The organism is Saccharomonospora piscinae (genome assembly GCF_005862235.1).
GTDB classification, from domain to species: Bacteria; Actinomycetota; Actinomycetes; order Mycobacteriales; family Pseudonocardiaceae; genus Saccharomonospora; species Saccharomonospora piscinae.
In genome coordinates this window covers 401,166-416,372 of the sequence record NZ_VCEK01000004.1, presented here as the reverse complement: position 1 = coordinate 416,372, position 15,207 = coordinate 401,166, and the positions used below count along the sequence as shown (strand labels likewise).

Annotated in this window: 15 protein-coding genes and 1 riboswitch; of the genes, 3 read left to right on the top strand and 12 right to left on the bottom strand. The window is 72.3% G+C overall.

Going from position 1 to position 15,207, the window contains the following annotated elements:
- The first annotated feature begins 110 nt into the window (after nucleotides 1-110).
- Nucleotides 111-707 carry a class I SAM-dependent methyltransferase gene (locus FFT09_RS18265; RefSeq protein ID WP_138383433.1) on the top strand — a complete coding sequence of 199 codons (597 nt, stop codon included), beginning with the start codon at nucleotides 111-113 and terminating at the stop codon, nucleotides 705-707.
- Nucleotides 708-715: 8 nt separating this feature from the next.
- On the opposite strand, the gene FFT09_RS18260 is transcribed toward FFT09_RS18265, so the two are convergent.
- Nucleotides 716-1,096: a VOC family protein gene (locus FFT09_RS18260; RefSeq protein WP_081195014.1), complete on the bottom strand. Its 381-nt coding sequence runs from the start codon at nucleotides 1,094-1,096 to the stop codon at nucleotides 716-718.
- A 184-nt stretch (nucleotides 1,097-1,280) separates the two neighbouring features.
- Between FFT09_RS18260 and rpsT the strand changes: the two genes are divergently transcribed.
- Nucleotides 1,281-1,541 (top strand): 30S ribosomal protein S20, encoded by a 261-nt coding sequence (gene rpsT / locus FFT09_RS18255; protein WP_024875849.1) that lies wholly within the window; start codon nucleotides 1,281-1,283, stop codon nucleotides 1,539-1,541.
- 72 nt (nucleotides 1,542-1,613) lie between these two features.
- Here rpsT and holA read toward each other — a convergent pair whose 3' ends face one another.
- On the bottom strand, nucleotides 1,614-2,594 hold the full coding sequence (holA, locus tag FFT09_RS18250; RefSeq protein ID WP_024875850.1) for a DNA polymerase III subunit delta: 981 nt from the start codon (nucleotides 2,592-2,594) through the stop codon (nucleotides 1,614-1,616).
- A gap of 113 nt (nucleotides 2,595-2,707) precedes the next feature.
- A riboswitch (SAM riboswitch) is annotated at nucleotides 2,708-2,842 on the top strand.
- 11 nt (nucleotides 2,843-2,853) lie between these two features.
- Between holA and thrC the strand changes: the two genes are divergently transcribed.
- Complete coding sequence (gene thrC / locus FFT09_RS18245; RefSeq protein WP_024875851.1) at nucleotides 2,854-4,116, top strand: threonine synthase; 1,263 nt, start codon at nucleotides 2,854-2,856, stop codon at nucleotides 4,114-4,116.
- Here the strand turns inward: thrC and FFT09_RS18240 are convergent.
- The 10 genes from FFT09_RS18240 to obgE all read right to left on the bottom strand — a co-directional run bounded on the left by FFT09_RS18240 (nucleotide 4,025) and on the right by obgE (nucleotide 15,167).
- On the bottom strand, nucleotides 4,025-6,526 hold the full coding sequence (locus FFT09_RS18240) for a ComEC/Rec2 family competence protein (protein WP_138383432.1): 2,502 nt from the start codon (nucleotides 6,524-6,526) through the stop codon (nucleotides 4,025-4,027). The genes thrC and FFT09_RS18240 overlap by 92 nt on opposite strands.
- A gap of 12 nt (nucleotides 6,527-6,538) precedes the next feature.
- Nucleotides 6,539-7,528, bottom strand: a complete 990-nt coding sequence (locus FFT09_RS18235) for a ComEA family DNA-binding protein (protein WP_244231411.1) — start codon at nucleotides 7,526-7,528, stop codon at nucleotides 6,539-6,541.
- A 103-nt stretch (nucleotides 7,529-7,631) separates the two neighbouring features.
- Nucleotides 7,632-8,477, bottom strand: coding sequence for a DegV family protein (locus FFT09_RS18230; RefSeq protein ID WP_138383431.1), 846 nt, complete (start codon nucleotides 8,475-8,477; stop codon nucleotides 7,632-7,634).
- Nucleotides 8,478-8,481: 4 nt separating this feature from the next.
- Entirely contained in the window at nucleotides 8,482-9,255 is a 774-nt protein-coding gene (gene octT / locus FFT09_RS18225) for a diglucosylglycerate octanoyltransferase (protein WP_081195008.1), read from the bottom strand.
- Nucleotides 9,252-9,863: a histidine phosphatase family protein gene (locus tag FFT09_RS18220; protein WP_081195006.1), complete on the bottom strand. Its 612-nt coding sequence runs from the start codon at nucleotides 9,861-9,863 to the stop codon at nucleotides 9,252-9,254. Before FFT09_RS18220 ends, octT begins: the two co-directional genes overlap by 4 nt.
- Nucleotides 9,860-10,264 carry a ribosome silencing factor gene (gene rsfS, locus FFT09_RS18215; RefSeq protein ID WP_081195004.1) on the bottom strand — a complete coding sequence of 135 codons (405 nt, stop codon included), beginning with the start codon at nucleotides 10,262-10,264 and terminating at the stop codon, nucleotides 9,860-9,862. The genes FFT09_RS18220 and rsfS overlap by 4 nt, the downstream gene beginning before the upstream one ends.
- 72 nt (nucleotides 10,265-10,336) lie before the next feature.
- Entirely contained in the window at nucleotides 10,337-10,933 is a 597-nt protein-coding gene (nadD, locus tag FFT09_RS18210; protein WP_024875858.1) for a nicotinate-nucleotide adenylyltransferase, read from the bottom strand.
- 111 nt (nucleotides 10,934-11,044) lie between these two features.
- Nucleotides 11,045-12,259 carry a Cmx/CmrA family chloramphenicol efflux MFS transporter gene (locus FFT09_RS18205; RefSeq protein ID WP_138383430.1) on the bottom strand — a complete coding sequence of 405 codons (1,215 nt, stop codon included), beginning with the start codon at nucleotides 12,257-12,259 and terminating at the stop codon, nucleotides 11,045-11,047.
- Nucleotides 12,260-12,580: 321 nt separating this feature from the next.
- Nucleotides 12,581-13,690 (bottom strand): glutamate 5-kinase, encoded by a 1,110-nt coding sequence (gene proB, locus FFT09_RS18200; protein WP_081195000.1) that lies wholly within the window; start codon nucleotides 13,688-13,690, stop codon nucleotides 12,581-12,583.
- Entirely contained in the window at nucleotides 13,683-15,167 is a 1,485-nt protein-coding gene (gene obgE / locus FFT09_RS18195; protein ID WP_138383429.1) for a GTPase ObgE, read from the bottom strand. The genes proB and obgE overlap by 8 nt, the downstream gene beginning before the upstream one ends.
- Between the last annotated feature and the right edge of the window lie 40 nt (nucleotides 15,168-15,207).

The window sequence follows — 15,207 nt, the reverse complement described above, 5'->3', positions numbered from 1 at the left end:
CCTACCTCGGGTCACTCGCGGCTGGTGCCCTCCATGTTCCCATGCTCGCCCCGGGCGATCCCGGGGTGATCCCCGATGCGCGTCAAGGGCTTTCGTGCTGACCTCGAAGTATGAGTTCTCTCGGACACGTGCTCGACCGCACCTTCGGCCGTCCGCGGGGCCGCCTGGGCAGGCTCGGCGGCGCGGTGATGGCCCGCGGCAACGCCGCCACCGAACGCCACGTCGTCGCCGTCGCCAAGCCCGACGCCGACGAGACCGTGCTGGTCGTCGGCCCGGGACCCGGCGTCGGGCTCGCCGCCGCGGCCGACCGGGCCGCGAGCGTGATCGGACTCGACCCGTCGCCGGACATGCTGGCGGCATGCGCGCGCCGGTGCGCCGAGTCCGTCGAGGCGGGCACCGTGGCGCTGCGGGAGGGCACGGCCACCGACACCGGTCTCCCCGACGCCTGCGTCAGCGTGGTGCTCAGCGTCAACACACTGCAGCTGTGGGAGGACCGGCCCGCCGCACTCGCCGAGCTGCACCGGGTGCTGCGGCCGGGCGGGCGGCTGGTGCTCTCCGCACACGAACGGTGGCTACCCGTCGCCCGCCACGACCTGGCCAGAGAGGTCGCCGCCGCCGGTTTCACCGACACGCAGACCTGGGTCTGGGACCCACCGGGGCCGATCGCGAGCCGCGCCGCACAACTGCGCACCTACCGGCCACGCTGAGGCACCCCTCAGGGCGTACGGACGTCGACCCTGAGGGGGTGGTCGGCGGGGATCTGCACCAGCACGATCCGGGTGCCGTCGGGGTCGCTCAGCCACGCCTCGTCCAGGCCCCACGGCTCCCGTCGCGGCTCCCGGTCGAACACGACACCGCGCTCGCGCAGCGTCGCCACCTCCGTGTCGAGGTCCCTCACCTGAAGCCACAACGCCACGTCCGCCGTGCGGCCCTGCTCACCGCTCCCCACGATCTCCAGCAGTCCCCCACCGAGGAAGAACACGGTCCCGACGGGAAACTCGCGGTACACCGCCAAGCCCAGCACATCGCGGTAGAACGCCGTGGTCACGGCCGGGTCCGCGGGCTTCAACAGAAAACGGCTGCTCAACACGTCCATGGGCACCACCGTCTCACGTACCCGCGACGACGGGGTGTGGTTCTCGCCGCACCCGCCGCGTTGCTAGGCTGGTCAGCTGTCGCCGTGTGGCATTCCGCAAGGGAGGAAACCCGGGCCTTCCCGGTCCGGGGCCGATCGAACGCGGCGCAGGACCAACACCGCCGAAGGATGAAGGAGCGCCCCCGTGGCCAACATCAAGTCGCAGATGAAGCGCATCAAGACCAACGAGAAGCGTCGCCTGCGCAACCAGTCGGAGAAGTCGGCGGTGAAGACGGCGATCCGCAAGTTCCGCGACGCCGCCGCCTCGGGCGACAAGACCAAGGCCGCCGAGATGCAGCGCGAGGCCGGTCGCAAGCTCGACAAGGCCGCGAGCAAGGGCGTCATCCACAAGAACCAGGCCGCGAACAAGAAGTCCGCAATGGCCCGGCGCGTGAACAGCCTCTGAGGCAGCCGTTCTCGACGAATCCCCGGTGCGCTCCGGCGCCCGGGGATTCGTCGTCTCCGGCACCGGATCCGGTCACCGCCGCTGCCGTGCGGCCACGATGTCGAGGACCGCGCGCTCGATCGCGTACCCCGGATCGGCCGCCGCTCCCTTGACCTCGGCGTTCACCCGCGCGGCGACCCGCATGGCGACGGCGAGGCCCGGCGCGCTCCAGCCACGGGACTGGCCCTGCGCCTTGCGGATCTTCCACGGTGGCATGCCGAGTTCCCCGGCCAGCTGGTTCGGGTTACCCCGTCCGGCCGCCGAGACCTTGGCGATGGTACGCACCGCGTCCGCCAGCGCGTCCGCGAGCAGGACATGGGCGACACCGATCTGCTGAGCCCAGCGCAGGGACTCCAGCGCTGCCGCCCGGTCGCCCGCCACAGCCTTCTCCGCGACCTGGAAACCGGTCACGTCCGCCCGGCCCCGGTGGTAACGCCGCACGGCCTCCTCGTCCACCGAGCCGCCCGAGTCGGCCACCAGCTGTGCCGCCGCCGACGCCAGCTCACGCAGGTCGGTGCCGACCGCGTCGATGAGGGCCAGCAGCCCCGGTGCGTCGATCCGGCCGCCGGCCCTGCGGACCTCCGCGCGCACGAAGGACTCCCGGTCTGCTGGCTTCGTGATCTTCGGGCAGTCCGTGACGACCGCACCCGCCTTGCGCAGCGCGGCGGGCAGCGCCTTGCCCGCCTTGCTGCGGCCCCCGCCGTTGTGCACCACCACGAGGACGACACCGTCGGCGGGTTCGGCGACGTACGCCAGCAGGGCGTCGGCGTTCTCCTGCGACATGTCCTGCGCACCGTCGAGCACGACGACGCGGCCCTCGCTGAACAGCGACGGGCTCACCAGCTCCGCGAGCTGCGACGGCGTGAGTTCGCTCACCCGCACCCGGGTGGCGTCGGCCGTGGGATCGGAGAGCCGGGCGGTGTCGAGCGCCTGCCGTACGGCCCGTTCGACGAGCAGTTCTTCGTCACCGAGCACCAGGTTCAGCGGTGGCGGTGTGGTCGAGGGGCGGGTCACCCCCCGATCCTGCCACGGTGAGCTGTCCCGCACGGGCATGGCGTGCGGGCGATCGAGTGTCGTAGGCTTCGGATCGACGCCGGGGCACGAGCCTGCGGCGGCCACAACTGAACAGCTCATCCAGAGGGGCAGAGGGAACGGCCCGTTGAAGCCCCGGCAACCGGCGTCAGCCTGTCATCTCGGATCCCGCGAGGTAGCTGACGGCATCGGTGCCAATTCCGACCCGCAGTCAGTGGGACAGATGAGGAAGGACCTCGCGATGACCGCAGTTGCGCCCACGCCCTCCCCCCGCGCCGTGAACCTCGGCCCCGCCGCGGAGTTGATCTCCAAGGAAGAGGGCCACCGCCAGCCCCTGGCCCCCGAGTTCGTCTCACCCCACGACTTCTCGCCGCTCGAGGTCGCCTACGACTTCGGCCGGGTACGCCGTGAGGACATCGAATCCGGGCCGCGCAACATCTGGCGCTACAAGAAGCTGCTGCCCGTGCCCACCACCGTCGAGCAGACGCCGAACACCGAGCCCGGCTGTACCCGGCTGGTGCGCGCCGACCGGCTCGCGAAGGCGCTGGGAGTGCGGCGGCTCTGGGTCAAGGACGACACGGGCAATCCGACCCACTCCTTCAAGGACCGCGTCGTCGCCGTCGCGCTGGCGGCCGCACGGGAGTTCGGCTTCGACACGCTGGCCTGCCCGTCGACCGGCAACCTCGCGAACGCCGTCGCCGCCGCTGCGGCACGGGCGGGCTGGCGTTCGGTGGTGCTGATCCCGTCGTCGCTGGAACGCGCCAAGGTGCTCACGACGGCGGTGTACGACGGCGCGCTGCTCGCGGTCGACGGCAACTACGACGACGTGAACCGGCTGGCCACCCAACTGGCGGCCGAGCACGAGTCGTGGGCCTTCGTCAACGTCAACGTGCGTCCGTACTACTCCGAGGGCTCGAAGACGCTCGCCTTCGAGGTCGCCGAGCAACTCGGCTGGCGGCTCCCCGAGCAGATCGTCGTTCCCATCGCCTCCGGCTCGCAGCTGACCAAGGTGGACAAGGGATTCCGGGAGCTGGGCGAGCTGGGGCTCGTGGAGGCGAGCCCGTACCGGGTGTTCGGCGCCCAGGCCACGGGGTGTTCACCGGTCTCCTCGGCCTACCGCGACGGCCACGACGTGGTGCAGCCGGTACGCCCGGACACCATCGCGCGGTCCCTGGCGATCGGCAATCCCGCCGACGGTCCCTACGTGCTCGACACCGTGCGCCGCACCGGTGGCGCCATCCAGGACGTCACGGACGACGAGGTGGTGGAGGGCATCCGGTTGCTGGCACGTACCGAAGGTATCTTCACCGAGACCGCGGGCGGCGTCACCGTCGCGACGGCGAAGAAGCTCATCGAGTCCGGGTCGATCGACCCCGACGCCGAGACGGTGCTGCTCATCACCGGTGACGGACTCAAGACCCTCGACGCGCTCGGTGACCGGGTGGGCCCCAAGGCGACCGTGCCACCGTCGGTGGAGGCCGTGCAGTCCGCGCTCGACGACTGACCCTGCCCCGCCGCGACGGTCCTCTTCGGACCACTGCGGGCTCACCGTCCTGGTTGACCACTGCGGTGTCACCTCCGGTGTCGGTCCTGGCGATCAGTGCGCCCAGCCCGCGCAGCACCCGCAGTGTCACCGGGCTGGGGTGGCCGTAGGTGTTGTCCGCGCCCACGCTGGTGACGGCGATGCGCGGCGACACCGCCGCAAGGAAGGCCGCCAGGGTGTAGCGGCTGCCGTGGTGCGGCACCTTGAGCACGTCCGCACGCAGATCGGCTTCCCCGGTCAGCAGCCGCGCCTGTGCGGCCAGTTCCACATCGCCGGTGAGCAGCACGCGCCCCGCCGCGGTGGTGGCCCGCAGCACGACCGAGGTGTTGTTGACCTCGGTGCCGTCCGTGTTGTCGACGGCGGCACCTGACGTCCGCCCCGGCGGCGCGAGCACGTCGACGCGGAGTTCGTCCCACCCGAACCGGTCTCCCTCGGCAAGCCGGACGAGCGGGACACCGTGCTCGGCCGCGGTGCCGGCGACCTCGCGCCAGGCCCACCGCGGCGTACGGCCCGATCCCACGGCCACCCCGCCGACGGTGCGCCCCTCGAACACCGCGGCCAGGCCACCGACGTGATCGGCGTGCAGGTGGGTGAGCACCACCAGCGGCACCCGCGTGATGTCGAGCCGGTCCAGACAACGGCCGAGCAGCGCCGGGTCGGGACCGGTGTCGACGACAACAGCACGGTCGGGCTCCCCGGTAGCGAGCACCAGGCCGTCGCCCTGGCCCACATCGCAGGCGACGAGCGCCCAGCGCTCCGGTGGCCACGCCGGCGCCACCACCCGCACGGGAACCAGGACCAGCAGTGACCCGGCCAGCAGCAGCGCCACCACCAGCCGCGCCCGCCGGTGCCACACCGCGAGTCCCAGCGCCGCCACCACGAGCGCGGCCAGGAGCCCTCCCCACCAGCCGGACGGCCACGGCAGCACCGCGCCCGGCACGGCAGCGGCCTGGCGTGCCACCACGATCAACCAGCTCACACCGGGCGAGGCAACCAGCACCAGCAACTCGGCCGCGCCGGGCCACATCGGCGCGAGTGCCGCCGCCGACACACCCACGACAGTGACCGGGGCGACGACAGGCGCCGCCACGAGGTTGGCCACGATCGACACGAGGCTCACCTCGCCGACCATTCCCGCGATGACGGGAGCGGTCGCGAGGAAGGCCACGATGGGCACAGCGAGCGCCTGGGACGCGCCGGCGGGCACTCCCCGGCGCCCCAGCGCTCGTGACCAGACCGGAGCGACGAGTACCAGCCCCGCCGTCGCGACGACCGACAGCGTGAAACCCATGCTGACGGCCATCGCGGGGTCGTACAGCACCAGCGCCCCCACCGCGACGGCCAGGGCGGGCAGGGCTGAGCCACGCCGCCCCAGCACGAGCGCGCCCAGACCCACCGCGCCCATCACACCGGCCCGGAGCACACTGGGCTCGTAGCCCACGAGCACGACGAACCCGAGCAACGCCGCCCCGGCCAGGAGAGCGGCCAGCCGGGGCCCGCACCGCACACCCCGGGCCAGCAACAGCACCGCGCCGCACAGGATGGCCACGTTGGAGCCCGACACGGCCGTGAGGTGCGACATTCCCGCGTCGAGGAACTCCTGCTCGACGCGCTCCGGCAACCCGCCCGTGTCGCCGACCACGAGCCCCGGAAGCAGGCCCGCCTCCTCCTCCGCCAGCACACCGCACACGGCCCGCAGCGCCGTCCGGAGGGAATCCGCCTGTTGCTGCCACCACGGCGCCGGATTCTCGCGTTCGATCCCCTCGCGGACGAAGCCGACGGCGACGGTCAGCTCGTGCGGCCGTGGGGGAGCCAGTTCGGCCCTCACCTCGACACGCTGGCCCGGCACCACACCGGTCCACGGTGGCGACGGTCCGATCAGGACCACCCGGCCCCGTGATCTCACGGTCTCGCCGTTCGTGGATGCCGAGACGACATCCGCCGCCACGAGCACCGATCGAGCGCCGCCCGGCGAGCCCGCGTAGCCTGCCGAGCGCAACGCGCGAGGGCGCTCGGTCACCACGACCGACAGGGTCGTCTCGGCGCCCGACCGCGCGAGCGCGCGCAGCGGGTCCCGCTCCGCCTCCGCGAGCCGGTCGGCGGTCGGCCACGCCAGCAGCAGCCCGCAGAACAGCAGAACCACCGCCGCGGGCCGCCATCGGCGCGTGCCGGGCCGACCGTCCCGGGACACGGTTCGCGCCAGCGCCACAGCGGCGCCGCAGCCCAGCAGACCGGCCACCAGACATGCCCACCACCCCCACAACAGTCCGAGCAGAGCGCCCGTCCACACCGTCATCGCGGCGGGAACCAACCGCCAGTCGTGCGTTCGCGCGGTCCCCTCGCCCACCCCGGCGGAGGCTCTGATCACCATGTCCGACCGCGCTCATCCGACGGACACCAGACCGGACAGGCGAGCGAAACGCTTGTCACCGATCCCGTCCACCTCGCGAAGTTGGTCCACGGAGGTGAAGCGACCGTGCCGCTCGCGCCAGTCGAGGATGCGCGAGGCCATGACCTCCCCGATGCCGGGAAGCGTGTCGAGCAGCCCCTCGTCGGCCGTGTTGAGATCCACGGTGCCCGCCGTGCCCGCCGTGCTCGTCGTGACCGGACCGGACGCGCCGGATTCCGGTGGCTCGGCGGGCACCCCCGGAGGTGGCGTCACCCCGACGTAGATCTGTTCCCCGTCCGACACCCGGCGCGCCAGGTTCACCGCCAGCAGATCGCTGTCGTCGGCGGCGCCTCCCGCTCGCTCGATCGCGTCCGCGACGCGTGCACCGGACCGTACGGTGATCAGGCCAGGCTCCGCGACGGTACCCACGACACTGACGACGAGTGAGGTGGGAGTCGCCCGCTCGGACGTCGTCGGGGACGCCGCGGCCGAGGCGACCGAGTGTGAAGCCGCGCCCACCTCCGTGACCTCCCGCACCGTGGGCAGATCCGGAGCACGTTCGGGCTCCGGTCGGGTTCCCAGCACGGTCGCCGCCACGGCGACCACCGTGACCACCCCGGCCGCGACGGCTCCGATCGCGAGACGTCGCCGGGGGTTGGTGGCGCGGTCACCGCGGGGAAGCCAGCGTTCGACGAGACTGCCCGCACCCCGCACGGAGCTGTGGTCGTCACCCGGCTCGGTCGCCGCGTGGCGCGGGGACCGAGCCGGTCGTCGTGCTGCCTGGGCGGCGAGTTGTGCCAGCCGGACCCTCGGCCCGGCGCGAATCCGGTCGGCGTCACCATCACCGCGCTCCCCGCGCTCACCGCCCTCGCCGCCACCGTCCACTGGCGACTCGCGAGTGAGGTCAGGGCCCCTGCCGTCGTCTCGGTCGATCTCGTCACGTCGCGGATTCGGGTTTCGCCTCGCACGTCCTGTCTCGAACACGCATTCGACGCTAGGGCCCGCCGTCGCCTCGTGGCGAGGGCGTCTTGTCGAGCCTGTGGACAACTCCAGGGCTGTGGATAACCCGGTCACCGACCGGTACCGCTCACTCCACGCGCTGCACCACGACGCCGAGCACGCCGGGCCCCGTGTGCGCGCCGACAACGGCACCGAGTTCGGACACCACACATCCCGCGGACCGGTGCAACCGCTCCTCCAGTCGCGTGGCCAGCTCGGCGGCCCGCTCCGGTGACGCGAGATGATGCACGGCGAGATCGACCGGACCGCCCGCCGCCGCGTCGGCGGCCAGCTCGACCAGCCGGTTGGTCGCCCGTTGCATGGTGCGCACCTTCTCCCACGGACGGATCTCCCCGTCCGCGATGTGCAGCACGGGTTTCACGGCGAGCGCGGTGCCCAGCAGTGCGGCAGCGGGGCCGATGCGCCCACCCCGGCGGAGGTAGTCGAGGGTCTCGACCGCGAAGAACGTCTCCGCGCGGCCCGCGGTGGCCACGGCGACACGCTCCACGTCCTGCGCCGAACCGCCCCGGTGGGCTTCCTCGGCCGCACGTAACGCGGCGAATCCCAGCCCCATGGCGGTGCTGCGGGAGTCGACGACCCTGACCCGGTCGGGGCCGACCTCCTGCGCGGCCACCACCGCCGCCTCCCACGTGCCGGACAGCTTCTTCGACAGATGCACCGACACGACCGAGTCCGCCCCGTCGGCGAGCGCGTTGCGGAAGGCGGCCGCGAGCTCCCCCGGCGTGGGCCGGGACGTGGTGACGATCCGGTGTTGTCCGAGCGCCTCTGCGAGCGCCTCGGGCCCCATCTCGACGCCGTCGGGTGAGGCCACACCGTCGACCAGCACGTGCAGGGGAACGACCCGGACACCGTGCCTCTCGGCGAACCCTTCGGGCAGATGAGCTGTGGAATCCGTGACAACCGCGACCGGCACGCGGTCAGCCTACGTGCCCGACCGCCTCGGAGCCGGTCATGTCGTGCCGCGGGCGGGTCACCAGCGGCCCGATCAGAGTGGCCATGGCCTGCCCGACCAGGGCGTGGCCCTCCCACCCCCAGTGCATTCCGTCGGGATTGCCGCGCCCGTGGTCGATGTGCCGTCCCACCACGGCGGGCACGTCCAGCAGCGGAACCCCGGCGCCCGCCGCCCAGCGGCTGACGGCGGCGGCAGCCCGTGGCCGGTTCGCCTGCACGTATCCGTACGACGCGGCACGATGGACCGACGGTAGCCATCCCACCACGGGAAGCGTCGGCCGCAGCACGCGCAGTGCGGACACGGCCGTGTCGAGGTAACGCACCGTCAACCGTGCCGGAAGCGCGGGGGGACGTCCGCGCAGGACCACCGACAGCGCGGGTTGCACGGAGAGGTATGCCAGCCGAGCCACCCGGCGCACCCGGTCGGGCCGCAGGTACCGCAGGCCCGTACGCAGATAGGTCGGTAGCGGCGACGGCAGCGTGTCCATGCTGCCCACCGCCAGCACCACCACGTCGGCGCGGTGCAGCTCGGCCCACACCCTCGGATCACCGGTCATCGACCACCAGGCGTCCCGGGCGGTCCACCCGGTGCCCGCGACGAGTTCGGCGTGCCCGCCCAGCTCCCGCGCGGTGACGTTCGGCCACAGCCTCGGGTCGTCGGCGGGATGGCCGCCCTCCGGGCCGTGGAAGCTCAGCGAGTCGCCGAACACCAGCAGCCGGGGCGAGCCGGGTCCACTCACCCGGTGATTCCCGCGTTGTAGGCCCTCAGCCGCCAGGCGTCGTCGTGCAGCACCAGATCCACCCAGTGACAGTTGCCGATGCCGCCGAGTGACGGCCACAGCTCGACCGGAAGCCGCAGCAGGCGTGCCGTCAACGCGAGGATGAGGCCGCCGTGCGCGGCGAACAGCGCCGTGTCGACCCGTTCGTCGCCGTGGAGAAGGTCGGCCACGACCTCCTGGGCGCGTTCCGCCACTTCCAGCCGCGACTCACCACCCGGGGGCGCCCACGTGACGTCGAACCGCCAGTGTTCGCGCTCCCCGGGGGCGCGCTCGTCGATGGCAGCGCCGGTCAACCCCTGCCACTCACCCAGATGCGTCTCCCGAAGGCGCTTGTCCAACCGCAACGGCAGGTCGAACGCCGTCGTCAGCACCGTGGCGGTGTCGGTGGCCCTGCGCAGGTCGGAGGCGATGACGAGATCCGGTTCGAAGCGCGCCAGCGCGGGAGCGGCGAACCGTGCCTGCTTCCAGCCGACCTCGGTCAACGCCGAGTCGAGCTGGCCCTGCATCCGGCCCGCGGCGTTGTAGTCGGTCTCCCCGTGCCGCCACAGCACGAGCCGTCTCAGTGTCACGGCGTGTCCGTTTCCCGGTCGGCCCCGGTGTCCGCACCGGGCTCCAGGCCGTCCACCTCGATGCGGGGACAGTCCTTCCACAGCCGTTCGAGACCGTAGAAGGAGCGCTCCTCCTCGTGCTGGACATGCACGACGACGTCGACGTAGTCGATCAGCACCCAGCGGCCCTCGCGCGTGCCCTCCCTGCGCACCGGCTTGTGCCCGGCGCCGCGCAGCTTCTCCTCGATGTTGTCGACGATGGCGCCGACCTGGCGCTCGTTGGGTGCCGACGCGATCACGAACACGTCGGTGATCACCAGACGGTCCGAGACGTCCAGCAGCACCACGTTGGTCGCCTTCTTGTCCGCCGCCGCGTGCGCGGCCGCGGTCGCGAGGTCTCGGGCTTCGGCCGTCGCTGCCACGGTACTCCTTACTCGGTGGAACGTATGCCGAAAAAGCGTACCCGGAGCGCCGAAACGAGGTGACGCCGCAGGTCAGCCCGAATCACGCAGGTACAGTCCCCGCTTGCTGATGTAGCGCACCACGCCGTCCGGAACCAGGTACCAGACGGGTGCGCCCTCCCGGACCCGGTCGCGGCATCCGGTGGACGAGATCGCCATCGCGGTGACCTCCACCAGGCTCACCTTGCCCTCGGGAAGATGGTGGCCGTCCAACCGGTAACCCGGTCTGGTGACACCGATGAAGTGCGCGAGGGTGAACAATTCGTCGGCATCACGCCAGGTGAGGATCTGTTCCAGCGCGTCGGCACCCGTGATGAAGAACAGCTCGTCGTCGGGATACTGCGTCCGCAGGTCGCGCAGCGTGTCCACGGTGTACGTCTGCCCGCCCCGGTCGATGTCGACCCTGCTGACGGAGAACACCGGATTGGACGCCGTCGCGATCACGGTCATGAGGTAGCGGTCCTCGGCCTGCGAGACGTCCCGCCCGACCTTCTGCCACGGCTGCCCCGTGGGCACGAAGATGACCTCGTCCAGCCCGAAGCGATGCTGCACCTCGCTGGCGGCGACGAGGTGTCCGTGATGGACGGGATCGAAGGTTCCGCCCATCACCCCGAGACGGCGTGGAGACATGACAACCCACCTTAAACGCTGCACGGCGGCACCGGCGTCCCGGCGACCTGTCCGAGTCCAACCCCCGCAGTGGTCGAGACCTTTCCCGCCCCACCTCGGTTGTGGTGCAGTTCACCGCCGACGGGACCGCTCACTCCACGAGCCGCGTGCCCGCGTGAGCGCAGCGTGCGGGACACCGCTGCGGGCGGCACCGCGCCACAGTGCGGTCGCGGTGAACAGGACGCCGAGTGCCGCCAGCGCCGCGCTCGCCCACAACGGTGACCGGGCGTCGCCACCACCCGCGAGCGCGACCCCACCGAGCCACGGTCCCGCCGCCGCACCGACGTTGAGCGCGGCCGTGGCCAGCCCTCCGCCCAGCGTCGGCGCTCCTGGTGCCACCGACAGTGCCCTGGCGATCAGCGTCGAGCCGACCGCGAACGAGAGCGCGCCCTGGACGAACACCAGTGCCAGTGTGATCGCCGGCTGGGACGCCACCATCGCGAACACAGCCCATCCCACGATCAGGAGCGGCCCGCCGCCCAGCAATACGACGGCGGGTCGTGCGTCGGCGATCCGGCCCGCGACCGTGACGCCCACGAACGAGCCCGCACCGAACAGCGCGAGTACGGCGGGCACCGACGCGGCGGGCAACCCGGTCGCGGAGGTCGCCACCGGGCCGAGATACGTGAACGTCGCGAAGGTGGCGGCGTTGACGAACGCACCGGCCAGCAGCGTGAGCACCAGGTCCGGGTTCCGGGACGCGGCCCACTCGGCGCGGACGTTCGGCCGGGACGCACCGGGGTCCTGGTGCGGGACGGCCCACGCGATCGCCACGAGAGCAGGGAGGGCGAGAGCCGCCACGGCCCAGAACGCCGCGCGCCAGCCCCAGAGCTGGCCCAGGACCGCACCCGCGGGCACTCCCACCACGCACGCGAGCGTCACCCCGGCGAGCAGGACCGCCGTCGCGCGCGCCCGAGACCGCTGCGGCACCAGAGTCGCCGTGGCGGCCAGGGCGACCGCGAGGAACCCGGCGTTCGCCAGCGCGCCGACCACCCTCGTGGCCAGCAGCACCGCGAAGTGAGCACTCATCGCCCCGAGCACGTGGACGGCGGTGAAGGTTCCCAGGAAGAACAGCAGGGCACGGCGGCGGGACCACCGCGAGCTCAACACCGCCATCGACGGCGCCCCGACGACCATCCCGACGGCGAAAGCCGAGGTCAGCAGGCCCGCGGTGGGCACGGAGACGGCGAGGTCGTCGGCGATGGCCACGACGAGGCCGGACAACATGAACTCGGACGTTCCCTGGGCGAACACGGCCAACCCGAGCAGGTACAGCACAACAGGCACGACACACTCCACGCGGCGTCGGAAAACGCGATGATCACCGGCGCGACGGCGCGGCGATCACCGGGAAAAGGACAACGACCGGACACGGTCGCCGCGGGGAGCCACGGCGGGCGGCGTGCGCGGACGACAACACGCGCACTCACCTACCGGGACAAAGCACCACCGATGACGACCGGTGGTCAGGGTCTGGACGCCTCAGGGCTGGACACACGGGCAGCCTAGCCCACGCGGCGGGACGGCTCCACCTGATTTCGGCCTACGAGAAGTGCGGACACGGCTACAGAACCTGCGGACACGGCTACGCAGGCTGCGGACACGGTGTCAGTGAGGCAGGGGCGCCAGGTCGTCCGCATGGACCACCTCGCGCCGCTGGTCGGGTGGAAGGTCCCGGGTCGAGCGGCCGATGAGGTCGGGCAGTTCGGTGACGTCGTAGGCCACCACCCCGCGCGCGACCACGGCTTGCGACGGGTCGACCAGGTCCACCACATCACCGGCCTGGAAGTCGCCGTCGACGCCGGTGACCCCGGCGGCGAGCAGGGAACGCCGCCGCCCCACCACGGCCGCCACCGCGCCGTCGTCCAGATGCAGGCGACCGTGCGAGCCCGCCGCGTACCCGAGCCAGAACCGGCGGGCCGACATCCGGGTGGCCGCGTGAGTGAACGCGGTACCGACCGCCGCGTCGCCGAGCGCGCACGGCGCCTCGCCCGCCGACGCGATGAGCGCGGGAATGCCCGCCGCCGCCGCGGTCCGCGCGGCGGCCACCTTGGACATCATCCCGCCCGTGCCGAGCCCCGAGCTGGACCTGCCGACGGCCAGGCCCGCCAGGTCCGACTCGGAACGGACCTCCGCGATCCGCCGGGTCCCGCCCGCGCGGGGATCACCGTCGTACAGCGCGTCCACATCGGACAGCAGAATGAGCCCCTCCGCGCCGATCAGATGGGCCACCAGCGACGCGAGCCGATCGTTGTCGCCGAACCGGATCTCCTCGGTGGCCACGGTGTCGTTCTCGTTCACCACGGGCACCGCGCCCAGCGTCAGCAACCGCGAGAACGTGCGCTGCGCGTTGCGGTAGTGCGCGCGGCGCACCACGTCGTCGGAGGTCAGCAGCACCTGTCCCACCGTCAGGGCATAGCGGCCGAACGACTCGGCGTACGCGTGCGCCAGCGCGAGCTGACCGACACTCGCGGCGGCCTGCTGGGTCGCGAGGTCCCTGGGCCGGGCGCTGATCGACAGCGGGGCAAGTCCCGCGCCGATGGCACCCGAAGACACGAGCACAATCTGCGTACCCCGCCTCACCCGGCCGACGACCGCGTCCACCAGCGAGTCGAGACGCTCGACGTCGAGTCCGCTTCCCGCCGTGGTCAGCGCCGACGATCCCACCTTGACGACGAGCCGCTCCGCCCCGGCGAGGCGACGCCGGACCTCACTCATCGGCGTTCCCGGACGTACCGGGATCACCGGGCTCCCCCGACACGTCGACGTCTCCGGTGCCCTCCCGGCGCAGCCGCCGCGCCTCCTTGCGTTCGGCCGCGGTCACCCGGCCCTGCTCCGCCAGCCGGGGATCGCTGCCCCGGCCCGCGAGGGTGCCGACCACGCCGGGGGTGGAGGGCTCCCAGTCGAAGGTGACGCCACCGATGGTGACCGGGCACCCCGGCGTCGCGCCCGCCTTCGCCAGCTTCTCCTCGACACCCAGCCGGTGCAGGCGGTCGGCGAGGTAACCGACGGCCTCGTCGTTGGCGAAGTTCGTCTGCCGCACCCAGCGTTCCGGCTTGGGCCCGCGCACCACGAAGGCGCCGTCCTCGTCGGGATCGGCCTCCACCGTGAACCCGCCGTCGTCCACCGCCTTCGGCGTCACCACGACCTTGGCCGGCGTGGGCGGCGGCTGGGCGGCACGGTGGGCCTCGACGATCTCACCCAGCGCGTAGGTCAGCTCCCGCAGTCCTCGGTGCGCCACCGTGGACACCTCGAACACCCGCCAGCCTCGCGCTTCGAGGTCCGGCCGCACGAGTTCCGCCAGCTCGGCGGCGTCGGGCACGTCCAGCTTGTTGAGCACCACGACCCTGGGCCGCGAGGCCAGCTCGCCTCCGAGCGCGGGCGTATACCGGGCCAGTTCGTCCTCCAGCGCGTCGATGTCCGACACGGGATCGCGGCCCGGCTCGTAGGTCGCACAGTCCACCACGTGCACGAGCACGGCACAGCGCTCGATGTGCCGCAGGAAGTCCAGCCCCAACCCCTTGCCCTCGCTCGCGCCGGGGATCAGGCCGGGAACGTCGGCCATGGTGAACACGAGGTCGCCCGCGCTGACCACACCCAGATTGGGCACCAGCGTCGTGAAGGGGTAGTCGGCGATCTTGGGTTTGGCCGCCGACAACACCGAGATCAGCGACGACTTGCCTGCCGAGGGGAATCCGAGCAGGCCGACATCGGCGACGGAGCGCAGCTCCAGTACCAGGTCACGTTCCTCGCCGGGCTCGCCCAGCAACGCGAAACCGGGGGCCTTGCGCGCTCGCGAGGCCAGCGCGGCGTTACCGAGCCCGCCCCGGCCGCCCTGTGCGGCCACGAACCGCGTCCCCGCGCCCATCAGGTCGGCCAGCACCTCGCCGTCCTCGGTGAGCACCACGGTCCCGTCGGGAACGCGCATCTCCAGCGTGTCCCCTGCCGCGCCGCTGCGGTGCCCACCCTGGCCCTGCTTACCGCTGCCGCCACGCGCGTGCGGCCGGAAGTGAAAGTCCAGCAGTGTGTGGACCCCGGGATCCACGACCAGCACCACGTCACCGCCGTGCCCGCCGTTGCCGCCGTCGGGGCCGCCGAGGGGCTTGAACTTCTCGCGGTGCACCGACGCGCAACCGTTGCCCCCGTCGCCCGCGGCGACATGAATCACCGCGCGATCCACGAACCGGGATGCCATCGTGCCGCCTTCCTCAGGACCACCGGGTCCACCTGTCACA

Excerpts from the sequence above, each read along its gene's own strand:
- FFT09_RS18265 (WP_138383433.1), top strand. The coding sequence starts at position 111 with ATGAGTTCTCTCGGACACGTGCTCGACCGCACCTTCGGCCGTCCGCGG.
- FFT09_RS18260 (WP_081195014.1), bottom strand. The coding sequence starts at position 1,096 with ATGGACGTGTTGAGCAGCCGTTTTCTGTTGAAGCCCGCGGACCCGGCC.
- thrC (WP_024875851.1), top strand. The coding sequence starts at position 2,854 with ATGACCGCAGTTGCGCCCACGCCCTCCCCCCGCGCCGTGAACCTCGGC.
- FFT09_RS18240 (WP_138383432.1), bottom strand. The coding sequence starts at position 6,526 with ATGGTGATCAGAGCCTCCGCCGGGGTGGGCGAGGGGACCGCGCGAACG.
- nadD (WP_024875858.1), bottom strand. The coding sequence starts at position 10,933 with ATGTCTCCACGCCGTCTCGGGGTGATGGGCGGAACCTTCGATCCCGTC.
- proB (WP_081195000.1), bottom strand. The coding sequence starts at position 13,690 with ATGAGTGAGGTCCGGCGTCGCCTCGCCGGGGCGGAGCGGCTCGTCGTC.
- obgE (WP_138383429.1), bottom strand. The coding sequence starts at position 15,167 with ATGGCATCCCGGTTCGTGGATCGCGCGGTGATTCATGTCGCCGCGGGC.